The sequence below is a fragment of the Microbacterium sp. AG238 genome (genome assembly GCF_003610405.1).
GTDB lineage: Bacteria > Actinomycetota > Actinomycetes > Actinomycetales > Microbacteriaceae > Microbacterium.
Genome location: NZ_RAQC01000001.1, coordinates 1,937,226 through 1,962,977 on the forward strand (window position 1 = coordinate 1,937,226; position 25,752 = coordinate 1,962,977).

Annotated in this window: 27 protein-coding genes; 20 read left to right on the top strand and 7 right to left on the bottom strand. The window is 69.4% G+C overall.

The genetic code is table 11. The annotated features are described in order from the left end of the window. Positions 1 to 62: 62 nt before the first annotated feature. Positions 63 to 1,070, top strand: coding sequence for a LacI family DNA-binding transcriptional regulator (locus DEU36_RS09025; protein ID WP_120263852.1), 1,008 nt, complete (start codon positions 63 to 65; stop codon positions 1,068 to 1,070). Between the two features lie 25 nt (positions 1,071 to 1,095). Beyond that, positions 1,096 to 1,728, top strand: coding sequence for a LysE family translocator (locus DEU36_RS09030; protein WP_120263853.1), 633 nt, complete (start codon positions 1,096 to 1,098; stop codon positions 1,726 to 1,728). 287 nt (positions 1,729 to 2,015) lie between these two features. On the opposite strand, the gene DEU36_RS16110 is transcribed toward DEU36_RS09030, so the two are convergent. Together DEU36_RS16110 and DEU36_RS09040 are read right to left on the bottom strand one after the other, a co-directional pair. Beyond that, positions 2,016 to 3,395 carry an HNH endonuclease signature motif containing protein gene (locus DEU36_RS16110; RefSeq protein WP_183045326.1) on the bottom strand — a complete coding sequence of 460 codons (1,380 nt, stop codon included), beginning with the start codon at positions 3,393 to 3,395 and terminating at the stop codon, positions 2,016 to 2,018. A 162-nt stretch (positions 3,396 to 3,557) separates the two neighbouring features. Then, positions 3,558 to 4,304 (bottom strand): GNAT family N-acetyltransferase, encoded by a 747-nt coding sequence (locus tag DEU36_RS09040; protein WP_120263854.1) that lies wholly within the window; start codon positions 4,302 to 4,304, stop codon positions 3,558 to 3,560. 183 nt (positions 4,305 to 4,487) lie between these two features. Between DEU36_RS09040 and DEU36_RS09045 the strand changes: the two genes are divergently transcribed. After that, positions 4,488 to 5,204: a Pr6Pr family membrane protein gene (locus DEU36_RS09045; protein WP_259455292.1), complete on the top strand. Its 717-nt coding sequence runs from the start codon at positions 4,488 to 4,490 to the stop codon at positions 5,202 to 5,204. Here the strand turns inward: DEU36_RS09045 and map are convergent. Continuing rightward, positions 5,188 to 5,958 (bottom strand): type I methionyl aminopeptidase, encoded by a 771-nt coding sequence (map, locus tag DEU36_RS09050; RefSeq protein ID WP_120263856.1) that lies wholly within the window; start codon positions 5,956 to 5,958, stop codon positions 5,188 to 5,190. The two genes, DEU36_RS09045 and map, sit on opposite strands and share 17 nt — an antisense overlap. Positions 5,959 to 6,016: 58 nt before the next feature. On the opposite strand from map, the gene DEU36_RS09055 reads away from it, so the two are divergent. Then, on the top strand, positions 6,017 to 6,280 hold the full coding sequence (locus tag DEU36_RS09055) for a helix-turn-helix domain-containing protein (protein WP_120264468.1): 264 nt from the start codon (positions 6,017 to 6,019) through the stop codon (positions 6,278 to 6,280). 44 nt (positions 6,281 to 6,324) lie between these two features. On the opposite strand, the gene DEU36_RS09060 is transcribed toward DEU36_RS09055, so the two are convergent. Next, positions 6,325 to 6,816, bottom strand: coding sequence for an FBP domain-containing protein (locus DEU36_RS09060; RefSeq protein WP_120263857.1), 492 nt, complete (start codon positions 6,814 to 6,816; stop codon positions 6,325 to 6,327). Between the two features lie 355 nt (positions 6,817 to 7,171). On the opposite strand from DEU36_RS09060, the gene DEU36_RS09065 reads away from it, so the two are divergent. The 3 genes from DEU36_RS09065 (at position 7,172) to DEU36_RS09075 (ending at position 10,096) form a co-directional block, all read left to right on the top strand. Continuing rightward, positions 7,172 to 7,771 (top strand): TetR/AcrR family transcriptional regulator, encoded by a 600-nt coding sequence (locus DEU36_RS09065; protein WP_120263858.1) that lies wholly within the window; start codon positions 7,172 to 7,174, stop codon positions 7,769 to 7,771. Then, complete coding sequence (locus tag DEU36_RS09070) at positions 7,768 to 9,570, top strand: alpha/beta fold hydrolase (protein WP_120263859.1); 1,803 nt, start codon at positions 7,768 to 7,770, stop codon at positions 9,568 to 9,570. Before DEU36_RS09065 ends, DEU36_RS09070 begins: the two co-directional genes overlap by 4 nt. 202 nt (positions 9,571 to 9,772) lie before the next feature. Continuing rightward, positions 9,773 to 10,096 (top strand): hypothetical protein, encoded by a 324-nt coding sequence (locus DEU36_RS09075; protein WP_120263860.1) that lies wholly within the window; start codon positions 9,773 to 9,775, stop codon positions 10,094 to 10,096. A 264-nt stretch (positions 10,097 to 10,360) separates the two neighbouring features. Here the strand turns inward: DEU36_RS09075 and DEU36_RS09080 are convergent, their stop codons facing one another. Next, entirely contained in the window at positions 10,361 to 11,206 is an 846-nt protein-coding gene (locus DEU36_RS09080) for an aldo/keto reductase (RefSeq protein ID WP_120264469.1), read from the bottom strand. A gap of 94 nt (positions 11,207 to 11,300) precedes the next feature. On the opposite strand from DEU36_RS09080, the gene DEU36_RS09085 reads away from it, so the two are divergent. From DEU36_RS09085 to DEU36_RS09095, 3 genes are all read left to right on the top strand, one after another. Next, complete coding sequence (locus tag DEU36_RS09085) at positions 11,301 to 12,209, top strand: helix-turn-helix transcriptional regulator (RefSeq protein WP_120263861.1); 909 nt, start codon at positions 11,301 to 11,303, stop codon at positions 12,207 to 12,209. Continuing rightward, positions 12,206 to 12,889, top strand: a complete 684-nt coding sequence (locus DEU36_RS09090; protein ID WP_120263862.1) for a hypothetical protein — start codon at positions 12,206 to 12,208, stop codon at positions 12,887 to 12,889. Before DEU36_RS09085 ends, DEU36_RS09090 begins: the two co-directional genes overlap by 4 nt. 81 nt (positions 12,890 to 12,970) lie before the next feature. Then, positions 12,971 to 13,678 (top strand): phosphatase PAP2 family protein, encoded by a 708-nt coding sequence (locus tag DEU36_RS09095; protein ID WP_183045327.1) that lies wholly within the window; start codon positions 12,971 to 12,973, stop codon positions 13,676 to 13,678. On the opposite strand, the gene DEU36_RS09100 is transcribed toward DEU36_RS09095, so the two are convergent. Further along, positions 13,623 to 14,069 carry a hypothetical protein gene (locus tag DEU36_RS09100; RefSeq protein ID WP_120264470.1) on the bottom strand — a complete coding sequence of 149 codons (447 nt, stop codon included), beginning with the start codon at positions 14,067 to 14,069 and terminating at the stop codon, positions 13,623 to 13,625. The two genes, DEU36_RS09095 and DEU36_RS09100, sit on opposite strands and share 56 nt — an antisense overlap. 158 nt (positions 14,070 to 14,227) lie before the next feature. On the opposite strand from DEU36_RS09100, the gene DEU36_RS09105 reads away from it, so the two are divergent. Both DEU36_RS09105 and DEU36_RS09110 read left to right on the top strand, forming a co-directional pair. Next, complete coding sequence (locus tag DEU36_RS09105; protein WP_120263864.1) at positions 14,228 to 14,896, top strand: peptidylprolyl isomerase; 669 nt, start codon at positions 14,228 to 14,230, stop codon at positions 14,894 to 14,896. Between the two features lie 136 nt (positions 14,897 to 15,032). Further along, on the top strand, positions 15,033 to 15,911 hold the full coding sequence (locus DEU36_RS09110; RefSeq protein WP_120263865.1) for a helix-turn-helix transcriptional regulator: 879 nt from the start codon (positions 15,033 to 15,035) through the stop codon (positions 15,909 to 15,911). A gap of 42 nt (positions 15,912 to 15,953) precedes the next feature. On the opposite strand, the gene DEU36_RS09115 is transcribed toward DEU36_RS09110, so the two are convergent. Further along, a complete protein-coding gene (locus tag DEU36_RS09115) occupies positions 15,954 to 17,162 on the bottom strand; it encodes an MFS transporter (RefSeq protein ID WP_120263866.1) in 1,209 nt (402 codons plus the stop codon). Positions 17,163 to 17,438: 276 nt separating this feature from the next. On the opposite strand from DEU36_RS09115, the gene DEU36_RS09120 reads away from it, so the two are divergent. The 8 genes from DEU36_RS09120 to DEU36_RS09155 all read left to right on the top strand — a co-directional run bounded on the left by DEU36_RS09120 (position 17,439) and on the right by DEU36_RS09155 (position 25,732). Beyond that, positions 17,439 to 18,425 (top strand): methionine ABC transporter ATP-binding protein, encoded by a 987-nt coding sequence (locus DEU36_RS09120; RefSeq protein ID WP_120263867.1) that lies wholly within the window; start codon positions 17,439 to 17,441, stop codon positions 18,423 to 18,425. Then, entirely contained in the window at positions 18,422 to 19,165 is a 744-nt protein-coding gene (locus DEU36_RS09125; RefSeq protein ID WP_120263868.1) for a methionine ABC transporter permease, read from the top strand. The genes DEU36_RS09120 and DEU36_RS09125 overlap by 4 nt, the downstream gene beginning before the upstream one ends. Before the next feature lie 95 nt (positions 19,166 to 19,260). Then, positions 19,261 to 20,112, top strand: a complete 852-nt coding sequence (locus DEU36_RS09130; RefSeq protein WP_259455294.1) for a MetQ/NlpA family ABC transporter substrate-binding protein — start codon at positions 19,261 to 19,263, stop codon at positions 20,110 to 20,112. Between the two features lie 159 nt (positions 20,113 to 20,271). After that, on the top strand, positions 20,272 to 21,705 hold the full coding sequence (argG, locus tag DEU36_RS09135; RefSeq protein WP_120263869.1) for an argininosuccinate synthase: 1,434 nt from the start codon (positions 20,272 to 20,274) through the stop codon (positions 21,703 to 21,705). A gap of 60 nt (positions 21,706 to 21,765) precedes the next feature. Continuing rightward, positions 21,766 to 22,404, top strand: a complete 639-nt coding sequence (locus DEU36_RS09140; RefSeq protein ID WP_120263870.1) for a TetR/AcrR family transcriptional regulator — start codon at positions 21,766 to 21,768, stop codon at positions 22,402 to 22,404. Beyond that, on the top strand, positions 22,404 to 23,069 hold the full coding sequence (locus tag DEU36_RS09145) for a hypothetical protein (RefSeq protein WP_120263871.1): 666 nt from the start codon (positions 22,404 to 22,406) through the stop codon (positions 23,067 to 23,069). Before DEU36_RS09140 ends, DEU36_RS09145 begins: the two co-directional genes overlap by 1 nt. After that, complete coding sequence (locus DEU36_RS09150; RefSeq protein WP_120263872.1) at positions 23,066 to 25,009, top strand: YhgE/Pip domain-containing protein; 1,944 nt, start codon at positions 23,066 to 23,068, stop codon at positions 25,007 to 25,009. The genes DEU36_RS09145 and DEU36_RS09150 overlap by 4 nt, the downstream gene beginning before the upstream one ends. Before the next feature lie 57 nt (positions 25,010 to 25,066). After that, positions 25,067 to 25,732 carry an HAD family phosphatase gene (locus DEU36_RS09155; protein WP_120263873.1) on the top strand — a complete coding sequence of 222 codons (666 nt, stop codon included), beginning with the start codon at positions 25,067 to 25,069 and terminating at the stop codon, positions 25,730 to 25,732. Positions 25,733 to 25,752 lie beyond the last annotated feature (20 nt).

Here is a 25,752-nt window from a genome sequence, read left to right on the forward strand (position 1 = left end):
GCGATGTGTGAAGCATCGCCCCGCAGATAGAATGTCTATCGTTGTCATCGGAGGGAGCGAGGATGCCGAATCCGACGCGGGCAACGATCCAGGACGTCGCCCGGCTCGCCGGGGTGAGCGCGAAGACCGTCTCGCGCGTGTTCCATGGGTCGGACCAGGTGCGGGCAGACACACGCGCGCGGGTGATGGATGCCGCCGAACGTCTGCGATTCCGCCCGAACCGCGTCGCGCGGGATCTGCGCCGCGGCGGGGTGACCAACACCGTGGGGTTCGTGATCGGCGATATTCAGAACCCTTTCTACTTCACCGTGGCCGGCGGTATCGAGTACGAGCTGGCGCAGCACGGGTACACGATGCTGCTGGCGACGACGGATGATTCGCCTGAGACGGAGCGCCGCGTGGTGGATGCTGTGCTGTCGCAGGGCGTGCGCGCGCTGCTGCTGATCCCCGTCGCCGACGATCAGTCGTATCTCGAAGCGGAGCGGCACTTCGGCACACCGATCGTCGGCGTCGACCGACCGCTCGAGAACCTGCTCTCCGACACGGTCCTGCTCACCAACCGCGCCGGGATGGCCGAGGCCGTGCGGTCGCTGACCGCTCGCGGGCATCGCCGGATCGCGTTCGTCGCGAATCCCGCCTCGGTGCACACGGTTCGCGAGCGGTTGGCCGGATACCGCGACGCGCTCGCGGAGGCCGGGGTGAGCGAGACCGACCGCTGGTTGGTCCTCGGCGACGACCCGACGGCGAGCACGCGTGACGCCGTCGTCGAGCTGATGCGCTCGAGCGATCCGCCGACCGCGATCGTGACGGGGAACAACCGGGCGACGACAGCGACGTTGCAGGCGCTGCGCGACCTCGAGTCGCCGTGCGCACTGATCGGCTTCGATGATTTCGAGCTCGCCGAGATGCTGGGGATCTCCGTCGTCGCGCACGATGCGCACGCGCTCGGGCGCGCAGCCGCGCTGCTGGCCATCGATCGGATCGATCGCCCGACGGCACCGCCGCGACGCGTCGAGATCGCGACGTCGCTGGTGCAGCGCGGGTCGGGCGAGCGTCCGCCGCATGACTGAAACATCGACGGAGTAGCGTTCGCTCGTGATCCCGTTCGAGAACCTGCTGGCTTTTCTGCTCACCGCGGTCGTCATCATCGTGATCCCTGGGCCGAGCGTGCTGTTCGTCATCGGGCGGTCGATCGCGTTGGGGCGTCGCGCTGGGGTGCTCAGCGTCGTCGGCAATGCTCTCGGCACCGTGCCCGCCGTGATCGCGGTGGCGTTCGGCGTCGGCGCGATCGTCGCGTCGTCGGTCGCCGCGTTCACCGTGATCAAGATCGCGGGAGCCGCCTACCTGGTGTGGTTGGGCGTGCAGGCGATCCGCCATCGCCACGCGGGCATCCACGGGTCGGGGAACGAACGGACCTCGCCGACGCGTCTGCTCACTCAAGGGTTCATCGTCGGCATGACCAACCCGAAGACGATCGCGTTCTTCGTGGCGGTGCTGCCGCAGTTCGTCGCCCCCGGCGCCGGACCGATCTGGATGCAGCTCCTCGCGCTCGGCCTCCTCTTCCAGGTGCTCGCCGTCGTGTGCGACAGCATGTGGGCTCTGGCGGCGGGTAGCGCTCGTGCGTGGTTCGCCACCTCGCCGCGGCGCATGTCGACGCTCGCCGGGACGGGCGGAGTCATGATGATCGGCCTCGGGGGCACACTGGCATTCGCTGGCGCGAAGAGCTGACGACGCACCGCACGCGGACGGGTCCCGCTACGTCAGGACGTCGAGCAGGAACAGCGCTGCAGTCGACGAGGCTCGCGGGAACGAGGGAAACAACGCCCGCGAATGCCGCGACAGCGAGCCACCGCCTGGATCGGGGAACCAGGGTCTCCCGATCCCGGGCACGCAGCCCGTCAGCAATCCGGTCATTCATCTCGACGCGACCCTTTCCTCCCCTCGACCCTCGCACAGCGTCCGCGCGCATGTCAGAGGGATGCGAGCATCGCCGCACCGCACACGCCCAGCAGCCCTCAGAAGGGTGGCGGTTCGTGTGGCGGTGCTCCGGCAGTTCGACCGCCCGGTGGTGGATCGTCGGTGTCGGCGGTTTCGGTGGTGAAGCAGACCGCGGGCACAGGTGCGTCTTCGCGGTAGACCCGCCCCAGGGGTGAGGTCCATTCGAGGACCCCGCCGCCGACCTGTCGTACTTCCCACCGGGTGAATTGCTTCATCGAGTGGTGTCGCTGGCATACGTGGGCGAGGTTGTAGATATGGGTGTGGCCGCCGAGGGCGTAGTCGATGGTGTGGTCGAGTTCACAACGGATCGCGGCCCGGCGGCATCCGGGGAACCGGCAGTGCTGGTCACGGGCGGCGAGGAGCTTCTTCATCGCCGTGGTGGGCCGGTACGTGTCGATCTCGACCGGGGTGCGGGTGACGGGATCGATGAAGAGTCGGTCCCACTCGGAGACCTGTCCGGCGAGCTGCCGGGCGGTGTCGGAATCGATCAACCCGGCACTCACCGTCTCAGCCGGGTGCTCGTCCGAACCCATCAGAGTCTCGGCCGTGACGGCGACCTGCACGCGTGCGCGGATCGCTCCGAGCCCGCCGGCCCGGTCGGTCCCGTGGGTGGGGTCGACCACGGGTGCTCCGCTGAGGACGAGGTCGCCGAGGATGTCGGCGCGCAGCTGATCCATCGTTCGCGTGTCAGACGGTTCATCCGTGCCCGCGGCATCGGCTCCGCCCGCGGCGGCACCTTCTGCCCGGGCGTCTTTCACGGATTGGCCCATCTGGGTGAGTCGGTCGAGTATCCCCACCGCGATGACGGTCGGGACGGTCGCGATGACGTCGGACATTCCATCCACCCCGTGCAGGACCCGCACGCACCGCCCCGCGGCGGCTTCTCGGTGCCGATCGGTGAAGGTGCGTTCGTGGAGCCGTTCTGCCAGGGCGCGCAGGGCGGGTGTGACCCGGGTGGCGATGTCGCGCTCGCATATCGCGATCGCGGCGGTCTCGAACTCTCCCCGCACCTCGCCCGGCAGCCCGGTCGCCGCTTTCACGACCACGTCGACGTGGTCACGGGTGATCCGCCGCTGCTCCCACGCCGCGAACACGGCCGGGTAGTCATCGACGATCGTCAACGCGTGGTCGATGTCGGCCTGCAGCCGCCGGTCGATGCGCCGCGCCAGCCCGGCCGCTTCGGCCGCGACCGACCGCAGTTCCATGTCCGACGCCATCCCACGCACCCCGTCGCGGCGCGCCTCACGAAGCGCTGACCGCCCCAACTCGGCCAGGGCCCGCACCGATGCGATATCCGCGTGATGCACCAGCGCGAGCGCCTCACGGTATGCCGCGATCGCAGGGCCGTGCGGCGAGCCGACGAGCCCACCCGCACCACCACCCATGTTCGCTGACATGTTCCTATTGTGGCAGTCGGGTCAGACATTACCGTCGAACAAAGATGCGAACTGCAAAACTCGATCAAGCCACTCCCTGGGGAGGAATCACCGGGTTACGAGACGCGCTGAGCCCGAGACCCGCCCAGTCACGAGACCCGCCCAGTCACGAGACCCGCCGCTTCAGGGGACCCGCACGCCCGTGAAGTTCGTCTTTTGCCGCAGCTCGAATCCGAGTTTCTCGTAACCGGCGATCGCGTTGACGTTCGATGCCGCGGCATGCATCATCGCGCGTCCACCTCGCTGCTGGATGTGGAACGCCACATCGAGCACCAGCCTCGACGCCAGCCCCTGCCGGCGGTACGCCTCGTCTGTCGCGACCGCGCTGATCTCGGTCCACTCCCCCGGCTGCAACCGTTCGCCCGCCATGGCGATCAGCCGGCCGTCGCGCCGGATGCCGATGTACCGACCGAGAAGGTAGGTGCGCGGGCGGAAGGGACCGGGCCGGTTGCGCTCGACGAGTGCGAGCATGTCGGCGACATCCGCCTCTCCGAGCTCGATCGCCTCGTCATCCGGCCGCGGGCGCAGACGGTCCGTCTCGACGAGCTGCACTCCTGCTCCACCGAACGTGCGGACCCAGCCCTCGGGCAGTTCCGGCTCGGCGCTGCCGGCGCCGGCGCCGGTCGCATCCGCGCGCAGGGGCGTGCTGATGCTGAACTCGTTACCCGAGCCCACCACGCTCGCGAGCGAATCCCACACCGCGGGGTCGTCCCACGTGCGGACGCCCACGAAGCCGGCGACGTCGTCGGGATACCGGCGGACGAGATCGTCGCCGATGGCGAGGTGCGCGTGCGCCCCGGTCAGCGAATGCCACGCGGCGTTGTCGCGAACGTCGGAGTCTCCCAGAACAGGAGGGGTGGTGATGGTCATCAGGTTCGTCCTCTCACGCGCACCGCGGGTCGCGTTCGCCGCGGTCGCCGTGGGACCCAACGCACAGAAGAGCCGATCCATGCCCACGGATGCCGCATCGCGACGCTAGCCGCGACCCGACGCGGCATCCCGCACCGCCGCCACATGCGTTCACGTGAGCTCCGCGAGCGATAGTGTGCCCTCGTGCAGAGCTCGAGGCAGGCGACGGTGTGGTCGCTTCTGCGGTTGGGGATGGCGATCGTCATCCTTGCCGCGGTCATCACCCAACTCACGGTGTCGCTGACTCGCACGGCCGAGACCGGAGGCGATGTCGCGACGGTGTTCGCGAACTTCTTCAGCTTCTTCACGATCCTCTCGAACGTCATCGCAGCGGTGGTCCTCGCGACGGCGGGAGTCCGCTCGCTCACTCGCCCCGCCGAGGCGCGATCGTCGCTGGGGCTCTCCGCCGCGCTCGCCTGTGCGACGACGTACATGGTCATCACCGGGGTCGTCTACAACGCACTCCTGCGCGGGATCACGCTTCCGCAGGGATCCGAGCCGGTGCCGTGGTCGAACGAGGTGCTGCACCTGATCGGCCCGATCTTCCTCGTGCTCGATCTTCTGATCGGCACCCGGCGCCGCGCGGTCCGCTGGCAGGTCGTGTGGGTCGTGATCGCCTTCCCACTACTGTGGGTCGCCTACACGCTGATCCGCGGCCCGCTGGTGACCAATCCCACGACGGGCGAGCCCCACTGGTACCCCTATCCGTTCCTGAACCCCGACAACCCGGGAGGCTGGGGCATGGTCGCGGCGTATGTCGTGGTCATCGCGATCGCCTTCGTCGTCGTCGGCTTCGGCACCGTATGGGTCACCCGACGTCGCGCCCGCGCCCTGCCGGCTCAGGTCATCGCGGCAGAGTGAGGATCTCCGCCGCCCCGTCGGTGATGGCGATCGTGTGCTCGGTGTGCGCGGTGAGGCATCCGGTCGAACTGCGGAGCGTCCAGCCGTCCGCATCGGTCACGAGCACGTTCGTGTCTTCCATGACCCACGGCTCGATCGCGATGAGCAGCCCCGGTCGCAGGATGTAGCCCCGCCCGGGCCTCCCGGTGTTGGGGATGTGGAGGTCGCCGTGCATCACCGACCCGATGCTGTGTCCACCGAACTCCGTGTTGATGGAGTACCCGGCACCGGAGAGCACGTTGCCGATCGCGCGCGAGATGTCGCCCACCCGGTTGCCCGCGCGTGCGACCTCGATCCCGGCCGCGAGGGCACGCTCGGTCGCGTCGATCAGTGCCTCAGCCCCCTCCGGGCGCCGGTCGCCGACGACGAAGCTGATGGCCGCGTCGGCGGCGAGGCCGTTCTTGATGACGGCGAGGTCGAGGGTGAGGAGGTCGCCGTCCGCGAGGCGGTAGTCGTGCGGCATCCCGTGGAGCACCGCATCGTTGACGGCTGTGCAGATGTAATGGCCGAAGGGACCCCGCCCGAAAGACGGGGCGTAGTCGACGTAACAGGACTCCGCGCCACTCTCGGCGATGAGCTCGCGCGTCCACTCGTCGATCTCGAGCAGGTTCGTGCCCACCTGCACCCGGGAACGGATGTCGCGGAGGATGCCGCCGACGATGGCTCCCGTCTCGCGGGCGCGGTCCACCTCGCGCGGTGTGAAGATCTCGATCATCGCTGGCTCCTCCGGTATAAAAATACCGGTCAAACTATACCGGTACGATGAGCGCATGATGGTCCGTCGCGCGCTCACGCCCGAAGCCGTCGAGCGCGGCCGTCGCCTCGGCGCACACCTCCGGCGAGCGCGGGGCGACAGGTCGATCACGGACGTCGCCGCGGCCGCCGGGGTATCGCCCGAGACGCTGCGGAAGATCGAGACCGGTCGCCTCGCGACCCCGTCGTTCGCGACCGTCGCCGCTGTCGCCACGAGCCTCGGGCTCTCGCTCGACACGCTGGCCGCCGACGCGATGCTTGCGGACATCGCGACGACGGCCTGAACTGCGGGAGCGGCGTGGCCGTCGCGCAAGTCCCGTCGCGCAGGTCAGGCCCTGTCGCGCAGGTCGCGGAAGAACGCGTCGACGTTGGTCTGCAGCATCGCGATACGGCGATCGCGCGCTGCTGCGGCATCGAACCCGAGGTAGGGCGGCGGGTCGAGGCGGCGGACGTTCCGCGAGCACTCGAACCCCGAGCACAGCAGCGTCCCGACGGTATTGCCCGCGCGACCGGCCTTGCCCGCCCGCTTCGCGGCAAAGAAGACGACCTCATTGGGGAGGGTGACGTCGCAGCACCATGAGCACTGCGGACGGGTGCGCGTGGCCTGGTCGGCCTGTCGCAGCTGCAGGCCGACGGCCTGCCCGTCGACCTCGGCGACGACGAAGCCGAGCAGCGGGGTCTTGGGGTCGCGCCACCCGTAGTAGTCACGGGTCGACCAGTCGACGTCCCCGAGATCGGCGGGGACGACGAGCGAGTTGCGCTCGCGGAGCGAGACGTTGACGAAGGAGGAGCGAATGGACTTCGCGGTGAGAGCGAACATGAAGGGTCCTGTCTGAGTACGCGTTCGCGCACCACCGTCGCATCACGCCATGAAGAGACGGCGAGCGGACGGTCGTGAGCGGATCATCCCGGAACGACGGAGTCGTCGCCCGGGACCGGGAGAGCGCATCGCGGACATGGGTCGACGCGACGCGCGCCGGATCAACCGGCGAGGAAGACGAAGGATGCCGCGCCTGTGCCGCCGGCGCTGTGCGCGCCGGAGACCCCCTCACGCCCAGAGGGCATCGGCAGACGGACGGTACTCACACACCCAGGCTACTCCTTACCCGCTGGGGAGTCGCCGGCTCATCCGCGGTGCGCACACCAAAATATGTAGATCGGTCTATATTGAACGTATGCCATCCAAAGGAGACCTCACCAAGGCCCGACTCGCAGCTTCGATGCTCGAGCTCATTCAGACCAACGGTTACAGCGGAACCGGTCTCAACGCCGTGATCGACCACGCGGGCGCGCCCCGCGGATCGGTCTACTTCCACTTCCCGGAGGGTAAGGAAGCGCTCGGGGCAGCAGCGGTCGACCTCGCCAGGGCGCAGTTCGAAACTCTCATCGCTGAAGCTGCGGCGACAGCCGGTGGCCCCGCAGCCGCCGCACGATCGACGATCGAAGCCCTCGCGTCGATCGTCGTGGAGAGCGACTTCCAGCTCGGGTGCCCGGTCTCCGTCGTCACCCTGGAGATGGGCGCCAACAGCGACCGGCTGCGTCAGGCGTGCGCAACCGCCTTCGAATCCTGGATCACTCCCGTTGCACGCCTTCTCGAGAACGGCGGACTCGGCGCCGACGCGGCTCGTTCGCTCGCGACCGTCATCGTGTCGACCATCGAGGGAGCTGTCATCGTGGCCCGGGCTTTGCGAAGCGCTGAGCCCCTCGCCGCGGCCGCTGACATCGTGAGCCAGCTCATCGATCAGCGCCTTCAGTCGACTGCGGTCGCGCGGTGACGGCCGCCGGACCGGCTCTCGTCCCGGCCCCTCGCCATGCGCTCGTCCTCGGGGCATCCGGCTTGATCGGAAGACACCTCACGGCCACCCTGGCAGCAGCGGGGGCAACGGTCACCGCAGGCGTGCGGAGCGCCGGATCAGCGGCCCGGGTCGAGCAGTGGCTCACTGCGAGAGGTGTGACGAGCGGCATCCGCACGGCGATCGTCGACTTCGACTCGGACCAGATCGTCTCCGCCGGCGCGTCGTCACTTGCCGACGTGACCGAGATCCACAACTGCGCCGGGTCGTATCGCTTCGGGATGAGCGCGGATGAGGCGCGACGAGCGAACGTCGGCATCGTCGAGAAGGTGGTCGACCTTGGTGCCGAGATCTCCGGTCTCCGCCGGATCGTGCACATCTCGGGCTACCGCGTCGGGGGGCAGGACCCGTCGTCGGTGCCATGGAGCGACGACCACCGCACCACCATCTATCGGGAACTCGGCGCGTACGAGGCTTCGAAGGTGGAATCGGACGCGATCTTCCAGGCTCGCGCCAACGACCACGGCATCCCGTGGACGGTCGTGAACCCCTCCAGTGTTATCGGCGACAGCGTGACAGGGGAATCGGATCAGCTGATCGGCCTCGCAACGACGATCGGGCAGCTCTGGGATGGCACCTCGGCCGCGCTGCCCGGCGACCGCGAGACGTTCCTTCCGGTTGTGACCGTCGACTATCTGGCCGCGTTCATGGCTGCCGCGGCTGTCGATGCTGCGGCGAGCGGGCAGTCGTACTGGGTGCTCGACGACGACACGCCGCCTCTCGCGGACCTGCTCACGGACGCCGGTCGCCACCTCGGTGCGCGCGTCCCACGACTGCGCGTTCCGACGTCGATCATCAAGAAGCTCCCGCGCAGCATCAGCGGCGTCGATCCCGAGACTCTGACGTTCCTTTCCTCCGACCACTACCCAACCGACTCGGCGAAGCATCTCGCGGCGCGGCACAGCATCCGGATGCCCGACGTCGGGTCTTCTCTCGAGCGGTGGGTCGACCATCTTGCGGCGGGCCGCTTCGGCCAGGCGGTTTCCGCCGACCGGCGATTCACCGTCTACGACCGCACGCGGACGTTCGAGCTCGGAGCGCCGGACTCCCCTCGGGTGATCTTCCCCGGTCTCCCCCTCAACGCCGACACGTGGGCCGAGGTGGCGCGCACCATCGGCGCTCGCGCGGTAGATCTCCCGGGGCTGGGCCTCAGCGGCGGCTCCGGGATCGACGATTGGGAGCGATGGCTGCCCGCAGTCCTCGCGGGGCGCTACACCCATATCGTGGGCCACTCGATCGGCGCGGCTGCTGCGGTCGTCGCAGCGGACCGTTGGCGTGCTGGCGTGTCATCGCTGACGCTCGTGGCGCCGTTCTTCTTGCAGGAGGCGAAGGGAACAGCGTCCCTCCCGAAATGGTTGTCGCGCGCCTATCTGAAACACGTGACGCCGAGTCGGCTCTCGCGCCGGCTGACGGGATCGACGACCAGCGCCGCGGTGCTCGTCTCCAGTGCGACGGATCTTCGCCGCCGTTCCGCTGCTTCGGTCGCCGACCATCTCGGCCGTGCGCGGTCGCAGCAGTGGCGCGGTGAACTGGTCGCGGCACTCCTCCGCTTCGATGGCCCCGTCCGGATCATCACGGGCAGCAACGACCCGCTGACGTCGGCCATGATCGACCGACTGCGCTCACAGCCGAACGTCGAGATGATCGAGATCGCGCATGCCGGGCACCACCCGCAGCTGACCCACGCCGGGGAGCTCGTCGCGCACCTGCGGAAACGCTGAAGTGCCGGCCGGGCTCGTTGGCGGTACGGGGGCCTCACTTCCACTCGCTGGGTATTGGTGGCTCTACGCTCTGACGGTGCCGTCGCGCGGCCACCGGGCGACACCACCAGCCTGCTCGGCTCCTTCTGCTCTGACTTTCCGCTGTCGTGCAACGTTCGGACGAGTGCCGGCCATGTACGTGGTGAGCATCTAGGAGGACGCCATGGACACATCGATCGATGACCTGCTGCGGGCAAGTGCCCCGCACCGCGCATCAACGGACGGAATGGTCGCAGCTGAAATCGAGCGCGTGGGGGTCGCGGCTCGTGTTCACGCGACGCGGCGACGGCGTGTCCGTCGCCTGTCGTGGGTGGCGGTGCCCGTGCTCGCCCTCCCGGGGATCGCACTCGCGTCCATAGCCGGCACCGACCCGCGAATGATCCCCGATTTCGAGATCCCCATCTCGTACGTCACCGACACCGGCCGTGAGGTCTCCTGCTCGATCGAGCTCTTCAACGGCGAGATGAACTACGTCGAGAGCCGGTGACTTCGCGCCATTCTTCGGGGCGGCGCAGAATGTGATCTTCGCTGGCGCGGACGAGTACATCCTCCCCGGCGACGGTGGTGTCGGCAGTGACACCGACTGCACGGGAGAGTTGCATTGACGGGGGCGCCTGAACCCGCTGTGACGAACGACGAGCGGGTCGCTCAGTTGGTGAAGGACCACGCCGGTTCGCTCGCAGCAGACACGCACGAGCACGATCACTGCTGCAGACACTCCTCCAAGCCGAACGGGTCTGACAGATCGTTCTCAGCGCTCGGCGCGCCCGGCGAGCCAGCGGACCATCTCGGGGTCGGCGTGGGAGAAGAACTGCGACTGACCGGCGTCGAGTGTCGCAATGCGCTCCATGTCCTCGGCGGCGAGATCGAAGCTGAGGACGTCGATGTTCTGCCGCATTCGTTCGGGCTTGACCGACTTCGCGAGCGACGCGACGCCGCGCTGGAGCAACCAGCGCAGGACGACCTGCGCGGGTGATCTGTCGTACTGCTCACCGATCTCGGTCAGCACCGGATTGGTGAACAGGCCGTTCCTCCCTTCTGCGAAAGGCGCCCACGCTTGGAGCACGACACCTTCGCTGGTGAGAAGTTCCCGGTAGTCGGACTGCTGATGGAAGGGGTTCGTCTCCATCTGATTCACCGCGGGCACGGTATCGCTGAACTGGATGAGGTCGACGAGCCGGTCGGGAGCGAAGTTGGAGACACCGATCGCGCGAACACGGCTGTCGTGGTGCAGCTGTTCCATGGCTCGCCATTCGCCGTAATAGTCACCGAAGGGCTGATGGATCAGGTACAGGTCGAGGTAGTCGAGGCCGAGCTTGATCATCGAGGCTTCGAACGCTTCGAAGGTGCCGTGCTCGCCGCGTTTCTGGATCCAGAGCTTCGTCGTGATGAAGAGTTCTTCCCGGGGGATGCCGCTGGCGGCGATGCCGCGGCCGACAGCTTCCTCGTTGCCGTAGCTGGCTGCGGTGTCGATCAGGCGGTAACCCGCGTGGATCGCGTCGATGACGGCGCGCTCGGTGTCTTCGGCGGGGATCTGGTAGACGCCGAAGCCCAGCGAGGGCATCTCGACGCCATTGTTCAGCGTGACGTTGCGGATGGTGGCCATGAGGTCAGTCAAAGGCCGGGGCGCGGGGCGATACAGGCCCTCCCAGAACCACCCTCATGTTCCGGGCCGGTCGTAGCCTCGGAACATGGATACCGGAAGCGAGTTACGCGAGTTCCTCGTGTCGCGGCGGGCACGGATCACGCCCGAGCAAGCCAAGCTCCCCGCGTATGGCGGGAACCGTCGGGTCGCGGGACTTCGGCGGGAAGAAGTGGCGATCCTCGCCGGGGTGAGCGTCGACTACTACACCAAGCTCGAACGCGGAGCGGTGGGCCTCGTTTCCGAGTCCGTGCTCGACGCCGTCGCCCGCGCGCTGCAACTCACGCGCACTGAACGCGATCACCTGTTCCACCTGACCGGCACCACCGCCTCTCTGCGAACCGTCTCGCGCCCCATACGGTCTCTCGTGCGACCCGCCGTGCAGCGCATCCTCGACGGCCTCAGCGGCGAATCACCCGCGTTCGTGGGGACCGTCACCCGCGACCTCATCGCCGCGAACACCCTCGGACGCGCGACCTACTCGCCCCTCTACGACGATGCACCGAACGACACCCCGAACATCGCGCGCTACACGTTCCTCAACCCGGGCGCGCAAGAGTTCTTCATCGAGTGGGGCACCGCCGCGGCGAATCTGGTCGCGAACCTGCGGCGTGAACTCGGCACCGATCCGCTGAACCGAGACCTGCAACACCTCATCGACGACCTCAACCGCGACAGCCCCGAGTTCCGGGCACTGTGGCGATCCCATGACGTCCGCACTCACGACGCCGGCGTCAAATCCATCCGGCATCCCGTCGTCGGCGATCTCCGCCTGACATTCGAATCCATTCCGCTGCCGGCCGACCCCGGTCAGAACCTGATCATCTACGGCGCCGAACCAGGATCGGAAACAGCCGACCGCCTCCGTCTCCTTGCAAGCTGGAGCGCCACATCGAAGGCCTCCGACGCCACCACGTGGCCGTCACCGGGCGTCACCGGCGATAGCATCCACCCGTGACGACGAATGATCGGGGACGGCGCCTCGTCGAGCGAGCCGGGGCCCGGCTGGAGGAGCATCATCCCTCGTTCGTGACCTCGCACCCGACAGCGCTCGGCCTGGTGTGGATGATGGCCGTGGTGGCCCTGCTCATCGTGTGCGACCTCCTCGGCGGACCGCACTGGCTGCGCGCGACCCTCACCCTCACCGCGGCGCTTCCGCCGCTGGTAGCGACGCTCATCGTGCTGTCGCAGACCCCGAGATCGCACCTGGAGTACGAACCGTCGATCCTGACCCACTTCTTCGCACGCTTCCTCGCTCTCTTCAGCGCTTTCGTGTTCTGGTTGGGCTCGGTCGTGATCGGCGGCGCGATCGCCGTTCAGCTCGCCGACGAGAGCGGCACGAACATCGAGACGGCCTGGCTCACCGCAGCCGACCTCTTCGCGCGCATCGTTCCGCCGGTGACCGTCCTGCTGTACTGCGTGCTGATCATCCGCTATGCGGGCTACCTCGTGCGATTGCGGGGCTGGTCAGCGGTGCCCACGCGCCACCGCATCCCCGAGCACTTCCTCGCCGATGCGCCGCGTACGCGCCAGATCGTGATCGGGCTCGCGCATCCGGGTCTGCTGCTGGCCTCCGGACTGCTGTCGACGCTCGTCGCGATCGCGCTCACCCTGCGAGCGGAGGCGCTGCTCTCCTGAGCGAGGAATACACCTCGGGGAGGATGCGAGACCGCCTGAAAGCGGATGCCGCGCGACGCGGCGTTTCCTAGCGTGGCTGAGGTGAGCACCGCCGTACCCCGTTCCTCGATACTGCCTGTGTCCGCTGTCGCCCTGGTCGCGGCAGCCGCGCTGATCATTCCCTGGTGGGGCGCGAGTCTCAGCGTCCTGGTGACGCGCGAGGCGATGACCGCCGGACTCGCGCTGCCGGCGACCGCTTACCTCTCGGACGGCTTCCTGTCGCTCCTCGCCGTCGGCACGGTCGTGGCACTGGCGGTCGCGCTGCGGGGCGGGTCACGGCGCCGCATCATCTCGATCGCCGCGGCCGGCGGAGTGGTCATCGCCTACGCCACCAGCGAGATGGTCAAGGTGGCCCTCATGCAGGCCCGCCCGTGCACCCGATGGACTGCGCTGACCGCCTGCGACGCCACGGACTACTCCTTCCCCTCGAACCACGCCGTGCTCGCGATGGGGGCGGTCTGGGTCATCGCTGTCGCCGCACGCCGGGCGTGGGCGACGTGGATGGCCGCGGCCGCGGCGCTCATCGTCTTCTCGGGGCGGCTGTTCGAAGGCGCCCACTATCTGCACGACGTAGCCGCGGGATCGTTGCTCGGCCTCGCCGTGCCCGCTCTGCTGACGGTCATCGCGATCGCGGCGACGCGAGAACCGCGGGCGATCCCGCTCTCGCCCGCCCCGGAGCCCGGACGCCCGCGGGTCAGTCGATCGCAGCGCGAACCAGATCCCGCACGCGACGCTCGACCTCCGGAGTGACCTCGACGATCGCGAACGACGTCGGCCACATCGCCCCGTCATCGAGCGAGGCCGTCTCGTCGAAATTCAGCGTCGGATAGCGGGTGTCGAACTTCGACTTGGGCTGCACGAAGATGACGACCTTGCCGGCGCGCGCATAGGCGGGGAATCCGTAGAACGTCTTCGGGTCGAGGTCGGATGCCTCCTCCGAGACGATCCGGTGGACCATGCGGGCGACCTCGCCGTCGATCCCCGCGAGCGCGTCGATCGCCTCCATGCACGCCTCGAGCTCCTTCGCGAGCTTCGCGGCACCCTTCAGCCCCTTCGTCGAACGCAGCTCCTCGGCCCGCTGCTTCATCGCGGCCTTCTCCTCGTCGGAGAACCCGGCACCGCCCGCCGTGTTGTCACCCATCGCCACCCCTTCCGCGGCCCGCGACGCGAGCATCACGGTCCGATCGTGCCACTCGCAGCGCGTGCTGGCCAGGTCCGGCATCCGGGCCTCGCTCCCGCTACCGAATCGCGTCGATTCCGGTGCCCGGCAGGCGGCATCCGAGACCGTAGGCTCTGATCATGCGCGCTCGCCTCGGTTCCGCCCTCCTCGTCCTGTCGGCTCTCGCTCTCGCCGGATGCGCATCGTCGCCCACGCCAGCCGAGCCCGACACGATGCCGACCGCCGAGACCGTCCCGGAGGGCGCGTGCGCCTACGTCGAGGCTGCTGGCGGCGTGCGCGACGTGCAGCTCCCGCCCGCCGAGTCGGAGGTGACGGGTCAGGTCTCGGCCGTCCTGCAGACGTCGGCCGGCGACATCCCCATGACCCTGGATGCCGAGCGCACGCCCTGCACGGTGGGCAGCTTCGTGTCGCTCGCCGAGCAGGGGTACTACAACGACTCGCCCTGCCACCGCCTCACCACCTCGGGGATCTTCGTGCTGCAGTGCGGCGACCCGTCGGGAACCGGCCGCGGTGGCCCCGGATACAACTACGCCGACGAGCTCGACGGCAGCGAGACCTACCCGGCCGGAACGGTCGCGATGGCCAACGCCGGACCGAACACGAACGGCTCGCAGTTCTTCCTCGTGTACGAGGACACCCCGCTGCCCGCCAAGTACACCGTCTTCGGCACGCTCGACGAGGCGGGCCTCGCCGTCGTGCGCGAGGTGGCCGCGGCCGGTGCCGAGGGCGGCGCTGCCGACGGCGCGCCCGCGACTCCGGTCACGATCACCGGCGTCACGCTCGGCTGAGCCCGAGGCGGGCGGCGGCGGCGGGGCGAGGACGCACCCTCGCCGCGAGAACGCGCCGCGTCAGGTGCGTTCTCGCGGCGACGGTACGTTCTGGCGCGGGAGCGCGCGGCGGAATGAGGCCGCGGGGGATGGCGTTGTGGGAAACGTGATCGCGCTCGAACAAGCCCTGGCATCCCTCGAGATCCGTCCGGGCACGGCCCACGGGGCACGCCTCGACCCGGGCACATCACTGCAACTCGGCACCGGCGATGCCACCCTGGTCTACGTACTGTCTGGCGAGATCACCGGGGATCCGGCATCCGGCACGAGCTGCACCGTCGCGGGGGCGGCCGACGCAGGCGCGGCCTCGGGACCACGCACGCTTCTCGCCGGCGATGCCTTCCTGAGCCTCGGGCGCCTCGCGATCTCCCTGACGTCGCAGTCGGGCGCAGAGCTGACGGTCGTCCCGGCCGACGTCTCCCTCGCCGCCGTGACGCCGCTGCCGCCGTTCGTCTTCGTCGACGGCTTCAGCGAGATCGAGCCCGCGGCCGCTGCGCTCGTCAGTCACCTCGGCACCGGCACACCCTCGGGGCGATCCGGAGAGACGATCGTCTGTCAGATGATCATCAAAACCGTCCTGCTCGCGGCCATCCGCGCCTGGGCGGCTCCGACCGGCGGTACCTCCGCCTGGCCTGACCCGGCAATCGACCCATTCCTCCGCCGTGCCGCGGAAGCCGTCGCCGCCGACCCGGGCCGCGACTGGACCATCGATCAGCTCGCGAGCCTCAGCGCGATGTCGCGAACGGTCTTCGCCGCGCGGTTCAGGCGAGCATACGGCCGTTCCCCCGCGGGGTACGTCGCCGAGATCCGGATGCAGCACGCCAAGGACATGCTCGAGTCGGGTGCATCCGTCTCGGAAACCTCTCGCGCCCTGGGCTACGGCTCGGACGAAGGCTTCAGCCGCGCTTTCCGCCGCCACGCCGGGATGCCGCCGTCGCTGTGGCGTGCCCGGGCTGCGGCGCCGTCGTTGCACTGACGACGGCGCCGCCCCCAGCGGTGTCAGCGGCTGACCGCCTCGTCAGGAGTGCTGCATCCGGTCAGCCTCGTGGGTCCGCACGACCCAGCCGAAGAGCAGCGCGCCGATCACGAGCAACGCAAGCGCCACGATGTCGAGAGTGACGACCCCGGTGAGATCGACCAGCAACCCGCCGAACCCGGCGGCCAACACGATCGCGAGCTGGAAGCCGACGGCGGTGAGGCTGCCGCCCGCCTCGCGGCGGTCCGGCATCCGGTGACCCACCCATGTGTTGACGATGATGAGCCAAGACGCGAAGAAGAAGCCCCACACGAAGACCGCGAGGACGACGACGGGAAGCGACCCGGGCAGCATCACCAGCAGAGCGATCGCCGCCGCGATGATCACCGGCGCCGTCACGGCGAAGACGCGGAACGCCCGGTCGACGAGCAGGCCGATGACCAGGTTCCCGATGAGACCGCCCACACCGAAGACGGCGAGCAGCAGCACGATCGTCTCGGCGCCGACATCCGGAACCCGCTCCAGCGCCAGCCGGATGTAGGTGTATGCCAGGAAGTGCCCCAGCACGACCAGCACGTGGCCGATCATGCCCGCCGTGACGCCGGGGCGCCGGAGCGAGTCGACGAGCATCCCTACACCGGATGCCGCAGCGGCCGGCACCGTGGGCACCGTGACGCGCACAGCGAGAGCGACCACAGCGGTCGCCGTCCCGACGACCGCAAAGGCGATGCGCCAGTCGAAGGCCTCGCTCAAGAGCACGCCGAGCGGCACACCGGCGACGGTGGCGAGCGACACTCCCGCCGAGGTGAACATCATCGCCCGGCCGATGCGTTCCGGTCCGGCGAGCCGGGCGGCGACGGCGATCGACATCGACCAGAACGCGCTGATGGAAGCGCCGAGGAAGAAGCGCGCGATCAGGATAGTGATCAGGTGCGGTGAGAGCGCGACGAGGATGCTCGAGAGGGATGCCGCCGCCGCGGCCCATACGAGCAGGGTCCGGCGATCCATGCGGGGGAAGATGAGGCCGATCGTCGGGGCCACGATCAGCCCGGCGAGCGCGGTCATCGTCACCGTCTGACCAGCTTGGCCCGGGGTCACCCCGAGGGCCGCGGCCATCTCGGTGAGCACTCCGTTGGGCAGGAACTCGGCGGTGACCACCAGGAAGCCCATGAGCATGATGACGATGAGACCGCCGTACCTCATCGGTGCGGCGTTCTCGCGGGTAAGGGGAATGGATGCAGTTGAGGTCATGCTTCCGATGCTCCCGGGTCGGCCGAATCCGCGCCCGACCGAACGTCCGCGGCATCCGACCGTCCGGCCGCGCCGCCTCGCGAAGCGGCGTAGCCCCGAGAACGCACCCTTCCCGCGAAAACGTACCGTTCAGGGTGCGCGCTCGCGGCGACGGTACGTTCTCGCGCAACCGTCGACGACATCTGGGGTAACGAGAATTCGTCGAGGTGCGCGCGAACGCGAAACTCGGGGGTGACGCCGGCGACCCGACGGCGCTGACCTCCGAAAGGCCCGACCGTGATCGCGCTCGAGCACGTATCGAAGAGCTACGGCGGATTGACCGCCGTCGACGACGTCTCACTGCAGATCCCCTCCGGGGAGATCTACGGCATCGTCGGCCAGTCCGGCGCGGGAAAGAGCACGCTCGCCCGCATGGTCAATCTCATCGAGCGCCCGGATACAGGCCGGGTGGTCGTCGATGGGGTCGATCTGACCGCCCTCGACCCGAACAGCCTGCGCACGGCACGCCGCCGGATCGGCATGGTGTTCCAGCGCTTCAACCTCCTCGGCAGCCGGTCGGTGCGCGGCAACGTCGAGCTCGCCCTCGAACTCGACGGCAGCCCCCGGGCCCGGCGGCGCGACCGCGCGCAGGAGATGCTCGACCTCGTCGGCCTCGGTCACCGGGGCGACGCCGCCGTGCACGAGCTGTCGGGCGGGCAGCAACAGCGCGTCGGCATCGCCCGCGCCCTCGCGAGCGGCCCGAGCGTGCTGCTCTCCGACGAGGCGACGAGCGCCCTCGACCCCGAGACGACGACGTCGATCCTCGACCTCTACCGCCGCATCAACGCGGAGCTCGGGCTGACCGTGCTCCTCATCACCCACGAGATGGATGTCGTGAAGTCGACGTGCGATTCGGCGGCCCTCCTCGAGCACGGGCGCATCGTCGAGAGCGGCCGCCTGACCGACGTCATCCGCACGCCCGGCTCACGGCTCACCTCGCAGCTCTTCCCGCTCGGTCCGATCCCCGCCGGAGCCGACCCGAGCGCGACGGTCATCGACATCACCTTCGCCGGCGGCACCGCGGATCGTCCCGTGATCGCGAGGATCGCCCGCGATCACGACGTCGACGTGTCCCTCCTCGGCGCGCTCGTCGAGCAGATCGCCGGCACGCAGGCCGGCCGCACCCGGCTCGAGGTGCCCGCGGTCGCGGCATCCGCCGTCATCGCCGACCTGCGCGGCCAGGGTCTCATCGTCGACGTCCTGCAGGGAGGGGATGCCGCGTGAACGAGCAACTGCTCAATCTGCTGCTGGTCGCCACCGGCCAGACGCTCTACATGGTGGGCGTCGCGCTGCTCGCGACGATCGTCATCGGCCTGCCCCTGGGCGTCGTGCTCGTCGGCACCGAGCAGGGGCGCTTCCTCGCGACCCCGTTCGGCTCACGACGGGTCGGCATCGTCGTCAACCGCGTGCTCGACTTCATCGTCAACCTCGGCCGATCGGTGCCGTTCATCATCCTGATGGTCGCGCTGATCCCCTTCACCCGCCTCATCGTCGGAACCTTCATCGGACCGACCGCGGCGATCGTGCCGCTGTCGGTCGTCGCCATCCCGTTCTTCGCCCGCATGGTCGAGATCGCGATCAAGGAGGTGGACGACGGCTTGCTGGAGGTCGCGGCATCCCTCGGAGCGAGCCGGTGGCAGCTGGTCACCAAGGTGCTGCTGCCCGAGGCCGCGCCCGCGATGCTGCTCGGCCTGTCGACGACCGTCACCTCGATCATCAACTTCTCGGCGATGGTCGGCACCGTCGCCGGCGGCGGGCTCGGCGACGTCGCGATCCGATACGGCTACCAGCAGTACAGCTGGATCCACATCGTCAGCGTCATCGTCGTGATCTTCGCGATCGTCATGGTGCTGCAGGGCCTCGCGAGCTGGGGCGCCCGGCGTCTCGCGCGGCGCACGCCACGCACCCGCAAGCCCGCCTCGAGCGCCCGGATGCAGCGGGCCGACGCCCGCGGCCGCGCCTGACCCGGGCGCCCGGCCTCGGCACCGCACGACCCGCCCCGTCACCCCGCAACGCGACACACATCCGCAACGCACCGTCATCCCGAGAGGAACCCTCCATGTCCCGCAGCATCCGTGGCATCCGCATCGCCCGCACCCCGCTCGTCCTGGCCGCCGTCGCCTCCGCGGCCCTCATCCTGGCGGGATGCGCGGGCTCGCCGGCATCCGAGTCGGGCGGCGCAGAGGGTGACGGCCTCGGCACGCTCAAGGTCGGCGCGCTGCAGACGCCTGCCGGCGACATCCTCAACCACATCGCCGAGAACGGCGCCGCGGAGCTGGGGCTGACGATCGAGTTCGTCCCGTTCACCGACTACAACACGCCCAACACCGCGCTCGTCGACGGTTCGATCGACGCGAACCTGTTCCAGAACTCGACGTTCCTCGAGAACTTCAACACCAACACCGGCTCCGACCTCATCAGCGTCGGCGAGGCCTACCTGCCTTCGGCCGCGTTCTACTCCAGCAAGGTCGACAGCCTCGACGACCTGGAGGACGGGGCGACCATCGCGATCCCCAACGACCCGACGAACGAGGGCCGTGCGCTCAAGCTGCTCGCGCAGGAGGGTCTGATCGAGGTCTCCGACGACGTCGTCGACCTGACCGGCATCACCGACAACCCGCGCGACTTCCAGTTCCAGGAGATCGAGAACGCGACGCTGCCGCAGGCCGTGCCGGACGTCGATGCGGCGTTCGTCACGATCAGCTTCGCGCTTCCCGCGGGCCTCACCGCCGACCAGGCGATCCTCACCGAGGGCGAGGGCAGCCCGTACTACAACGTGCTCGCCACGCGTCCCGACCTGAAGGACGACCCCCGCATCGTCGCGCTGTACGAGCTGCTGACCTCATCCGAGACCGCAGACTTCGAGAACGAGACCTGGGGCGGCCTCGTCGTCCCCGTCACGAAGGACTGACGCCTGCAGCAACTCCTCAGATCCGGCCGCCCGCTCCCCCCCCCCTCCCGGCCCAACCGCGGCCGATCCCGCCGGATCTGAGGAGTTCGCGCACGTCCGTCCTCCCCCCGCCCCGCCCGGGGCACAACGGGCACGCCCCCGCTCAGTAGGATTGTCCCCATGTCGAAGGTCCTCCAGTCCCTGCCCGTCGGCGAGCGCGTCGGCATCGCCTTCTCGGGGGGTCTCGACACCTCCGTCGCGGTCGCGTGGATGCGTGACAAGGGCGCCGTCCCCTTCACCTACACCGGCGACCTCGGTCAGTACGACGAAGACGACATCGCGTCGATCCCCGGCCGCGCGCTGCAGTACGGCGCCGAGGGCTCGCGCCTGATCGACTGCAAGCCGATGATGGTCGAAGAGGGCCTCGTCGCCCTCGCCTGCGGCGCGTTCCACATCCGTTCGGGCGGTCGCACCTACTTCAACACGACGCCGATCGGCCGTGCCGTCACCGGCACGATGCTCGTCCGCGCAATGAAGGAGGACGGCGTCGACATCTGGGGCGACGGCTCGACCTATAAGGGCAACGACATCGAGCGGTTCTACCGCTACGGTCTGCTCGCCAACCCGGCGCTGCGCATCTACAAGCCCTGGCTCGACGCCGACTTCGTCACCGAGCTGGGCGGCCGCACCGAGATGAGCGAATGGCTCGTCGCGCACGGCTTCCCGTACCGCGACTCCGTCGAGAAGGCCTACTCGACCGACGCCAACATCTGGGGCGCCACTCACGAGGCCAAGACCCTCGAGCACCTCGACGTCTCGCTCGAGATCGTCGAGCCGATCATGGGTGTGCGCTTCTGGGACCCGGCCGTCGAGATCGAGACCGAGGACGTCTCGGTCACCTTCGAAGCCGGACGTCCCGTCGCCGTCAACGGCGTCGAGTACTCCGACATCGTCCAGCTCGTGATGGAGGCGAACGCGATCGGCGGCCGCCACGGCCTCGGCATGAGCGACCAGATCGAGAACCGCATCATCGAGGCGAAGAGCCGCGGCATCTACGAGGCGCCGGGCATGGCCCTGCTGTTCATCGCGTACGAGCGGCTGGTCAACGGCATCCTGAACGAAGACACCCTCGCCACTTACCACGAGCAGGGTCGCCGCCTCGGACGCCTCATGTACGAGGGCCGCTGGCTCGAGCCGCAGTCGTTCATGCTGCGCGAGTCGATCCAGCGCTGGGTCGGCTCCGCGATCAGCGGCACCGTCACGCTGCGCCTGCGCCGCGGCGAGGATTACACCATCCTGAACACCGAGAGCCGCCACCTGTCGTACTCGCCCGAGAAGCTCTCGATGGAGCGGGTGGGCGACTCGGCCTTCGGCCCGACCGACCGCATCGGCCAGCTCACGATGCGCAACCTCGACATCGCCGACTCGCGCTCGCGGCTCGAGCACTACGCCGGCATCGGCCTCATCGGGGGTCCGACGGCCGAGCTCGTGGGCGACCTCGAGCGCGGCGGTGCGGCTGAGATCACCGGCAACGTCGAGCAGACCGACCAGGATCTGGCCGATCGAGTGGATGCCGCGGGCGAGTCCGCCTCGTTCGACTTCGGCGCCGACTGACACGACCGCACTGTCGCAGCCTTACTTGCACATACGTGTGCAAGTTCGTATCATCGACGGGTGACCGACACCGTCTCCCCTCGTCGTCCGCGGAAGGATGCCGCCGCGAATCGCGCCGGGCTCCTCTCCGCCGCCGCGCGCACGCTGGCGCTCGACCCGAGCGCTTCCGTCGACGCGATCGCCCGGGCCGCCGGCCTCAGCCGTCGCGCGCTCTACGGCCATTTCGACGATCGCGACGCGCTCGTGCGCGAGCTCGTCGCGTCGGGGGCGCAGCGCTTCAACGCGATCGCGACCGACCCGGGGCTGCGACTCGACACCGAGTCCGTGCCTGTCGCGCTCGCCCGCTTGACGGGTCGGCTCTGGGGCGAGGCGTCGCACGTGCAGGTCGCCGCGGCCGTCGCCCTCGACGAGCGGCACGTGGAAGACTCCGCTGCCGCACTCGCCCCGCTCCGCCGCGCGCTGATGAATCTGGTGCGTCGTGGGCAGGACGAGGGCACCCTCCGCACGGATGTCGCCGCCCCGACCCTCGCCCGCCTCATCGAGGAGACCGCCCGAACGGTCATCGTCCGCCTCGACGCATCGTCGCCCGAGGCGCATTCGCTCGTCGTCAGGGCGGTGCTCTCGATCGCCGGGCTCTCGTGGCGCGACGCCGCCGCCCTCATCGACGCCCACTCGGACGTCGTGGGAGCGGCGTCCTGATGCGCGTCGAACTGCGCGACGTGGCGAAGGGCCGCAAAGACCTGGCCCTTCCGCCCACGAGCCTGTCGTTCCGCACCGGCCGCGCCACGCTCGCGATCGCCGAGACCGAGCAGCGCCCGACCGTGCTGGGCCTCATCGCGAGCGGACGGATGCGCCCCGACGGCGGAACCGTGCTGCTCGACGGCGCCCGCGCGTCACGCACCCTGCGACACAAGACCGCGCTCATCGACGCCCCCGACGTCAGCGACCCGCCTCCGAACATCTCCACGGTCGGCGTCGTCGGCGAAGAGCTGATGTTCGCCGGCCGCCTCGCCGACCCGATCTCGGCTCGGCGATGGCTCGACGAGCACGACCTCCGCTCGTACTCGCGTGTCCCCATCGGCGATGTGCCGGCGACCGACCGCATCCGGATGCTGCTCGAGCTCGCGGTCCTGCGCCCGGGAGTCGAGGGCATCGTGCTCGTCTCGCCCGACCGTCACGGCGGCGACCCGCACGCCTGGTGGACGCTCGCCCGCGAGTTCGCCGGTCGCGGCCTGGCCGTGCTCGTGATCGCAGGCCAAGCGGCCGCGACCCTCCTCACCGAAACAGATCCCCTCGCGCCGCACCGACGGCTGGTGCCCAGCGGCATCCGACTGCGCGGCACCCGTCCGAAGGCCTCCCGATGAAGATCCCCGCTCTGATCAGCGCCGAGCTGCGACGGCTGACGGCCACCCGGATGTCGGTGGTCGCCCTGATCGCGCTCATGCTCGTTCCGGTCCTGTACGGCGGCCTCTACCTGTGGGCCAACCAGGACCCCTACGGCAAGTTCGCCGACATCCCGGTCGCCCTGGTCGACCTCGACGCGGGCGCCCCCGCGAGCGACGGCGGCGGGACGGTCAACTACGGCACCGAGGTGGCCGACAAGCTCGTCGACGGCCGCGACTTCGGCTGGAAGCAGATGGATGCCGCCGACGCGCAGGAAGCGCTGCGCACCGGCGAGGTCGACTTCTCCGTCACCCTCCCCGAAGACTTCTCGCTCGCCCTGACGAGCGCGGCGGGCGACGAGCCCCGACAGGCGACGCTGGTGCTCGCCACCAACGACGCGAACAACTACCTCGCGTCGTCTATCGGCTCGCAGGCGGTCGAACGCATCCGCTCGTCGGTCGCCGAACTCGTCGGCCGTGAGGCCGCATCGCGCCTGCTCACCGGCATCGCCGACATCCGCGTGCAGCTGCAGAACGCCACCGATGGCGCGAACCAGCTCGTCGACGGCGCAGGTCAGGCCCTCGACGGGGCCAACCAGCTCGCCGACGGCACGGGCCAGCTCTCGGCCGGCGCGGTGCAGCTGCGCGACGGAGCCAACCAGCTCGCCGGAGGCGCGTCGCAACTCGCCGACGGCACGCGCACGCTGGCACAGGGCTCATCCGACCTGGCTTCCGGCGCGGCTCAAGTTTCGGACGGCACCGCCGAGCTCGCCGGCTACGCCGACCGCGTGCGGTCGGTCGTCGACGACGCCGCGGGTCAGCTCCCGCAGGTCCGGACGGACATCGCCGCCCTGCTCGCCGACGGCGGACTCGACCAGGCGCAGATCGCCGAGGTTCTGGCCCGCCTCGATCCGATCGGCGAACGCCTGCAGTCGGGCGTGACGCGCGTCGATGAGGCGACCGGTCAGATCGATCGCCTCGCCGCGGGGGCGGCCCAGGTCAGCTCGGGCGCCGCTCAGCTCGCGAGCGGTGCCGCGCAGGCGGCCGACGGCGCCGCATCCGTGTCGTCGGGAGCGGGCCAGCTCGCCTCGGCCACGGATGAGGCCGCGACCGGCGCCGCTCAGCTCGACGACGGTGCACGCCAGCTCGCGTCTGGGCTCGGGACGCTCGACGGCGGCCTCGTCGAGCTGCGCGACGGGTTGAGCTCGGGTGTCGCCCAGCTGCCCGATTCGTCGCCCGAGCTGCGCGACCAGCAGGCGCAGACGATCGCCGACCCGGTCGCGGTCGATTCCGGGAACATCGCGAAGGCCGGTGACTACGGCGCGGGCTTGGCCCCCTTCTTCGCGGCCCTCGCCGGGTGGATCGGCATCTACGCGCTGTTCCTCATCGTCAAGCCGGTGTCGCGCCGAGCCGTGACCGCGCTGCGGTCGCCGCTGCGCGTGACCCTCGCGGGATGGCTGACTCCCGCGATGCTCGGCGGCATCGGCATGATCGTCCTCTTCGGCGTGCTGTCGATCGCGCTCGGGTTCAACTTCTCGAGCCCCGTGGGGACCCTGGGGATGCTCATCACCGCGTCGTTCACCTACGCCGCGATCATCCTCGCGCTCAACGTGTGGTTGGGGTCGGTCGGACAGTTCATCGGTCTCGTGCTGATGGTGCTCCAGCTCGTCACGGCGGGCGGCACGTTCCCCTGGCAGACCCTGCCGGCACCTCTCGCGGCCCTGCACCACGTTCTGCCGATGGGTTACGTCGTCGACGGCATGCGGCAGTGGATGTACGGCGGCGACCTCAGCCGGGTGAGCCTCGATCTCGCGGTGCTGTTCACGTGGATGGTGGGCGCACTGGTGCTCGCCGCGATCGGCGTGGCCCGGATGACGCACGGACGCACCCTGCGCGATCTGCAGCCGAGCCTCATCGGGTGAGCTCCGGCCGCCTCGGTAGAATGTCGACAATCGACATTTCTTCGAAGGAGTGGTGGCATGGTCAAGGCCCGCACTGAAACCGCGCGTGGGCGCCTGACCTCAGATGGGACGGGCATCGACGACGTGGCCGCGTCCGTGCTCGATCGCGTCCGTCGGCAGAAGGTCGATGCGGTGCTTTTCGACTGCGACGGCACCCTCGTCGACTCCGAGCCGATCTGCGACCGCGTGTGGCGCGCCCTCGCAGACGAGCTCGCCCTGAGCCCGGCTCCGGGTGCGGCCACGGACGGGCTGAGCTTCGAGCAGCGCCTCGCCACGCTCCGGCCGACGAATCCCTCGCTGCCTCCGACGGAGGTCGTGTATCGCGAGTACTGGCGCCGCCTGCGATCGGCGTTCGATGAGAGCCTGCAGCCCATCGATCCGATCTACGCCCTCGCCCGCGACCTCATCGACGCGAGGGTCCCGATCGCCGTCGTCAGCAACAGCGCGCAGGAGCGGCTGCAGTACACCGTCTCCTGCGCGCTCCCCCTGCTGACGGGGGTGCCGCTGGTGGGATGGACGCCGCGCGACCGCCCGAAGCCGTATCCCGACCTCTACCGCCGCGCGGCATCCCTCGTCGCGGTCCCTGCCGCGCGCTGTCTCGCAATCGAGGACAGCAGCGTCGGCGCGGACGGAGCGACGAGCGCCGGGATGCGCGCGATCATCCTCGACGCCCCGACAACCTGACGCACCGGCAACGTGACCCG

Excerpts from the sequence above, each read along its gene's own strand:
- map (WP_120263856.1), bottom strand. The coding sequence starts at position 5,958 with ATGATCGAGATCTTCACACCGCGCGAGGTGGACCGCGCCCGCGAGACG.
- DEU36_RS16110 (WP_183045326.1), bottom strand. The coding sequence starts at position 3,395 with ATGTCAGCGAACATGGGTGGTGGTGCGGGTGGGCTCGTCGGCTCGCCG.
- DEU36_RS09150 (WP_120263872.1), top strand. The coding sequence starts at position 23,066 with ATGAAGATCCCCGCTCTGATCAGCGCCGAGCTGCGACGGCTGACGGCC.
- DEU36_RS09155 (WP_120263873.1), top strand. The coding sequence starts at position 25,067 with ATGGTCAAGGCCCGCACTGAAACCGCGCGTGGGCGCCTGACCTCAGAT.
- DEU36_RS09100 (WP_120264470.1), bottom strand. The coding sequence starts at position 14,069 with ATGGGTGACAACACGGCGGGCGGTGCCGGGTTCTCCGACGAGGAGAAG.
- DEU36_RS09130 (WP_259455294.1), top strand. The coding sequence starts at position 19,261 with ATGTCCCGCAGCATCCGTGGCATCCGCATCGCCCGCACCCCGCTCGTC.
- DEU36_RS09025 (WP_120263852.1), top strand. The coding sequence starts at position 63 with ATGCCGAATCCGACGCGGGCAACGATCCAGGACGTCGCCCGGCTCGCC.
- DEU36_RS09105 (WP_120263864.1), top strand. The coding sequence starts at position 14,228 with ATGCGCGCTCGCCTCGGTTCCGCCCTCCTCGTCCTGTCGGCTCTCGCT.
- DEU36_RS09145 (WP_120263871.1), top strand. The coding sequence starts at position 22,404 with ATGCGCGTCGAACTGCGCGACGTGGCGAAGGGCCGCAAAGACCTGGCC.
- DEU36_RS09055 (WP_120264468.1), top strand. The coding sequence starts at position 6,017 with ATGGTCCGTCGCGCGCTCACGCCCGAAGCCGTCGAGCGCGGCCGTCGC.
- DEU36_RS09115 (WP_120263866.1), bottom strand. The coding sequence starts at position 17,162 with ATGACCTCAACTGCATCCATTCCCCTTACCCGCGAGAACGCCGCACCG.
- DEU36_RS09065 (WP_120263858.1), top strand. The coding sequence starts at position 7,172 with ATGCCATCCAAAGGAGACCTCACCAAGGCCCGACTCGCAGCTTCGATG.
- DEU36_RS09060 (WP_120263857.1), bottom strand. The coding sequence starts at position 6,816 with ATGTTCGCTCTCACCGCGAAGTCCATTCGCTCCTCCTTCGTCAACGTC.
- argG (WP_120263869.1), top strand. The coding sequence starts at position 20,272 with ATGTCGAAGGTCCTCCAGTCCCTGCCCGTCGGCGAGCGCGTCGGCATC.
- DEU36_RS09040 (WP_120263854.1), bottom strand. The coding sequence starts at position 4,304 with ATGACCATCACCACCCCTCCTGTTCTGGGAGACTCCGACGTTCGCGAC.
- DEU36_RS09085 (WP_120263861.1), top strand. The coding sequence starts at position 11,301 with ATGGATACCGGAAGCGAGTTACGCGAGTTCCTCGTGTCGCGGCGGGCA.
- DEU36_RS09075 (WP_120263860.1), top strand. The coding sequence starts at position 9,773 with ATGGACACATCGATCGATGACCTGCTGCGGGCAAGTGCCCCGCACCGC.